This is a genomic window from Neobacillus drentensis (assembly GCF_036966985.1).
In the GTDB taxonomy this organism is placed as follows: Bacteria; Bacillota; Bacilli; order Bacillales; family Cytobacillaceae; genus Neobacillus; species Neobacillus drentensis_E.
In genome coordinates this window covers 1-4,970 of sequence record NZ_JBALSN010000510.1, presented here as the reverse complement: position 1 = coordinate 4,970, position 4,970 = coordinate 1, and the positions used below count along the sequence as shown (strand labels likewise).

At 39.8% G+C, this 4,970-nt stretch carries 6 protein-coding genes; all 6 read right to left on the bottom strand.

Features of this window, described 5'->3' with window-relative positions:
* On the bottom strand, positions 1 to 488 hold a 488-nt coding region (locus V7659_RS26805; RefSeq protein WP_335543129.1), incomplete at its 3' end, for an amino acid ABC transporter ATP-binding protein.
* A 55-nt stretch (positions 489 to 543) separates the two neighbouring features.
* The gene (locus V7659_RS26800) at positions 544 to 1,200 is read right to left on the bottom strand and encodes an amino acid ABC transporter permease (RefSeq protein ID WP_144548388.1); all 657 of its coding nucleotides are present in this window, start codon (positions 1,198 to 1,200) and stop codon (positions 544 to 546) included.
* 12 nt (positions 1,201 to 1,212) lie between these two features.
* The gene (locus V7659_RS26795) at positions 1,213 to 2,001 is read right to left on the bottom strand and encodes a transporter substrate-binding domain-containing protein (protein ID WP_335543128.1); all 789 of its coding nucleotides are present in this window, start codon (positions 1,999 to 2,001) and stop codon (positions 1,213 to 1,215) included.
* Between the two features lie 12 nt (positions 2,002 to 2,013).
* Positions 2,014 to 3,165, bottom strand: a complete 1,152-nt coding sequence (locus tag V7659_RS26790; protein WP_335543127.1) for an amidohydrolase — start codon at positions 3,163 to 3,165, stop codon at positions 2,014 to 2,016.
* A 26-nt stretch (positions 3,166 to 3,191) separates the two neighbouring features.
* The gene (locus tag V7659_RS26785; protein ID WP_335543126.1) at positions 3,192 to 4,043 is read right to left on the bottom strand and encodes a MurR/RpiR family transcriptional regulator; all 852 of its coding nucleotides are present in this window, start codon (positions 4,041 to 4,043) and stop codon (positions 3,192 to 3,194) included.
* A gap of 386 nt (positions 4,044 to 4,429) precedes the next feature.
* Complete coding sequence (locus tag V7659_RS26780; RefSeq protein ID WP_335543125.1) at positions 4,430 to 4,813, bottom strand: hypothetical protein; 384 nt, start codon at positions 4,811 to 4,813, stop codon at positions 4,430 to 4,432.
* Positions 4,814 to 4,970: the final 157 nt, after the last annotated feature.

The window sequence follows — 4,970 nt, the reverse complement described above, 5'->3', positions numbered from 1 at the left end:
GGTTCATCAAAGAGCATAATTTTCGGATTCATCGCCATCGCCCGTGCAATCGCGACCCGCTGCTGCTGACCACCTGAAAGCTTCCTTGGGTAAACATCCTTTTTATCTTTAAGACCAACTCTTTCGAGGAGGACTAAAGCCTGTTCGACGGCTACTGCTTTAGACTTCTTTAACGCCTGAATAGGAGCTTCAATAATATTTTGTAAGACGGTAAGGTGCGGGAATAGGTTAAATTGTTGAAATACCATTCCCACTTCCCGTCTAATTTGTTGAATACTTCGCGGCGAATAGTTTAATTCCATTCCATCTATTGTAATTCGACCAGAAGACAGAGTCTCGAGCCCGTTCAGACAGCGGAGGAGCGTACTTTTACCCGAGCCGCTTGACCCAATCAGGGCTACAACCTCACCAGGATACACCTGTAAATTAATCCCTTTTAAAACTTCCAGCTGATGGAAACTTTTATGAACTTTTTCAATTTCAATAATAGGATGAAGATGATCTTTCACATGATTTGACACAATAGGTCCTCCCTTGACTTGACTATCGTTCGCTGATCGACAACTTAAATTCTACTTTTCTTAAGAAAAATGAGAATATCGTGGTCATCACTAAGTAAAGAACGGCAGCTGTAATATAGAATTCAATAAACGCATAATTCGTTGACGCAAATCTTTGTGAAGTCATCATCAATTCTGATACGGTAACAAGCGACGCAAGCGATGAATCTTTTAATAGTGTGATAGATTCATTGCCAATCGCAGGGATGCTTACTCTTAGTGCCTGCGGGAGAATAATTCTTCTCATAATTGTGGGATAACTCAGTCCAAGTGACTGAGCTGCTTCCATCTGCCCTTTTGGGATGGACAAGATCCCTCCTCTTAAAATTTCAGCAATATAAGCACCGGCATTTATTCCTAACGCCAGCACTGACGCGGTAAAGGGATCTAGTTCAATCCCGATTTGCGGAAGGCCGAAGTAGACAAGAAATAGTTGCACCAACAGCGGGGTCCCCCTAAGGACCCAAATATAAAAGTCTGCAAACAATGACAAAATCTTAAACTTTGAAATCTTCAGGATTACGATGATTATTCCCATCACTAACCCAAGTATTAAGGATAGAATCGAGATTTCAAGGGTCAGTATCGATGCTTTGAGTAAAAATGGAATGTATTCAGTAACAAGAGAGAAATCTAACATGTCTTTAGCTCCTTATCGGATGTCTTTTCCAAACCATTTTTTACTAATCTCTTCATATTTACCGTCTTTTTGCATTTCGGCGATCACCTTATTGATTTCTTTACGGAAATCATTATCTTCTTTACGGATCGTCATGCCCGCTAATTCAGTATTTAGTAGTCCGTCAATTGCTACTAAACTATAATTCTGATCGAGGATAATTTTGGCACCGACGCCTTGGTCTGTTGAAGCACCATCAAGACGTCCATTTACTAAGTCTTCAAAAGCAAGAAAATCATTCTTATACAGTTTCACATCGGCCCCAAGCTTGGTTACCTCTTCTGCTGCAGTAGTTGAGATTGTTACCCCAATCTTTTTTCCTTTCATGTCTTTTGGGTCTTTTATCGAAGAATCTTTTGGAACAAACAATTGATTGCCAGTGGTAAAATATGGGTCGCTAAACGATACTTTCTTCTTTCTTTCCTCGGTAATCGCCATATCTGAAATGATAATATCAAACTTTTTCCCAGTTAATGCAGGGATCATACTATCCCAGGGGTTTGATACTAAAACCGCTTTCACACCAAGTCTTTTTGCCACTTCTTGAGCAATATCCACGTCAAATCCTTCTAACTCATTGCTTTTATTAATGTAGTTATATGGAGGGTACGCTCCCTCAAGGGCAATTTTCATTTCTCCCTTATCCTTAATCGACTTAAGTGTATCTCCTTTTGCTGAACCGCTAGCATCCTTGCTCCCGCCGCACGCAGCCACGATCAGGACTAGACACGCTATACACAAACCAACCATAAACTTTTTCATCATAATCCCCCATTACCGCTTATTTTTATGATTATTTGAAGCAGCCTTATAAACTAGACTTGATAATATTTTCGTTCCATAGAGGAGCGCTTCTTGATTAAACTCCATCTCCGGGTGATGAAGACCAGGACGCAAGTCACAGCCAAGTCCAATCATGGTCGCCTTTATTTCCGGATTTTGAAGGGTATAGAAATGAAAATCTTCACCCCCTTGTGAAATACAGTTGTCCACCACATTTTCTTCTCCCATGACAAAGGCCGCAGCTTCCTTTGCCATTTTAATCGCTTCTTTATTTAATCTTGCGGCTGGAACAAATTCTTCCACGGTGGCGTTAATTCTTGTCCCAGTAAGAGCACCTACTTTCTCCAGTAAATCTAATGCTCTGGACTGCAGCTCTTCCATCGCTTCATTTGTTGCTGCCCGTAAATCTAATATAAAATTTGCAGTTTCAGGAATGACATTGGAGGAATTTCCCCCAGCATTTAAGCCCGTCATTTTTATCGAAAAAGAATCAGGGCTTTTTAAACGAATGTTTTGCAAGGCTTGGATTACGTAAGATGCTGCTTCGATCGAATTATTACCATCCTGGGGCCGAGATGCATGGGCTTGTTTCCCCTTAATGACTCCGTAAATGGTGGCACAGGAACTATGCACGATAGCAGGAGCGGCTTTCCCCATCGGAACTTCCATCCAGGGTCGAAGATGTACACCAAATAAGTAGTGGACACCTTCCAATGCTCCATCTTGGATCATTTGTAGTGCACCTTCGCCTTTCTCCTCTGCTGGTTGGAAAATGAAACGAACCGGCTTTGATCGTTCAGGTTTACAAGCTGCAAAAGCCAAGGCAGTATGTAGTACCATGGTGCTGTGAGCATCATGCCCACAGGAATGATTGGGTTGGATCTTTCCTTTCACTTCTTGTAATAGGGCATCCAGATCCGCCCGTAAAGCAACGATTTCGTCGCCTTCACCTGGTATATCGGCAATAATTCCATAATGACTAGCGAAGGTCTTAAATGATATCCCCGCTTTTGCTAACTCTTCCTGAATATATTGGGAGGTCTTTTGTTCCTGCCAGCTGGGTTCAGCCAATTGGTGCAGGTCGTCATAAGTCTTAAAAATGGCTTGCTCCTGCTCATTTATAAAATGAATAAGCTGGTTCATTGAATTTCTCCTCTCCTCACAAGTGTTCATTCAATAAAAACATGGTAATTCGTGTAGAGTTCTTCTAATTTCTGCTGCCGAGCTTGAATCTGATGAGAATCTTTCACCTTCATCCCAGCAATGATAAAATCCAACAAAATGATGGCTGGTGTGATGGAATGGGCGGCAGACTCTGAATCTTCCTCCGTGGTTAATGTAAGGTCAGCGATTCGACCAATTGGAGACAATAAACGATCGGTCACACAAATTAATGGAATCCCCTGTTTTTTGGCACACTCTGCAATATGCAGGGTTTCCTTCGAATAGCGCGGAAACGAGATAATAAATAAAACAGAACGCTCACTTAAATCACCCAACCGCTCGTAGATTTCTCCAGTTGATGGGCAGAGTGTGACTTGATCCCGAAGAGAATGGAGCTGGAATGAAAACCAGTGTGCCGGTGCATAGGATGCACCCATTCCCAAAATGAAGATTCGATCGGCTTTGATTAATTCATTAACAACCTTCCATAGTTCTGTTTCATTCAGTTGATGATTGGTTTGCCGCTGGGAAATAATTTCCTTTTCCAGGATCTCTGTAAAGAGAGACGTGTGCTCTTCCTCTTTCCTTTCTACTTGCGAATCAGAACTAAATGGATGCAAACTTTTGTTTACGATCTGCTGTTGAATGTAATTCTGCATTTCACTGAAACCATTAAATCCCAATGCGTAGGAAAGACGGATGACGGTGGTTTCACTAACCTCTACCTTCCGTCCAATCATCATCGCTGTGCTAAAAGCAGATTCATCCAGTTTCTCTATCAAATGTTTGGCAACTTTTTTTTGCCCAGGGGACAAGGTATCATATTTTTCTTTAATAATCGTTTCAAAACTTTTCATACGGCCCTCCATATTGTGCAGTTAATCCTTCATTTTATAAAAATGTTGCAGTAACTTCTTTATTGTTTTTTATTATACTTCATTTCTTGAATATTTAGAAATATTTTTTTATTAAAAACTACTTTTTTTTAGCATGTTCGGAAAAATGAATTTTATCGAATGGGTGTGAACAACTGAAAACCATGATTTAGTAGAAATACAGATTAATCCGATCCATACCAATCACATTCGCTGTATTATCAAAGTAGTCTGCAATGTAATAAAAAAACACCCACAAACGTTGATTAAACGCATCTGTGAGTGTTTTATATTGTATGGAAAGATCTTGAGTCGATACTCTTTTATTCCTGAAACAGATTATTAAGGAGGATTTTTATTGGAGAGTTTTAGCTATTTTTTAACTTGTGAATTTCCCTGGAGTGTTCGGAAATCATCCGGTCATAATATTCAAGGTCATATTTTGTGGCCATAGAATTTTTGATTTCTTTCACATCATCTATAACAATGTCTACTTTCGTTTCCATTGCATCAATTCTTTCGTTTGTTTCGGAAATCATTACATTCGTGGCTGCTACTGTATTAATTAATTGATGTAATAAATCACCTTGTCTTTTTTGTTCAGTAGTTAATCTTTGGTCCATGTCAGTTATCTTTTGATCCATGCCAGTGATTCTTTGGTCAATGTCAGTGATTCTTTGATCAATCGTGTTTACTTTTTGGTCTAAGGTATCAAGTTTGTCCAATATCAACTTGAGTGTTTTTTCCATCATTCTCACCTCCTTATTTTATTGCTTTTATTTTACAGGTTTATGTAGATATTTGTCGAGGGGATTCAAATTGCTGTTCAACCTGGCAGGAAAACATATAACGTCTTGATCAAAAAAAAGTGCCTGACACCATCCATAAATTTGGATGGTGTCAGGCACT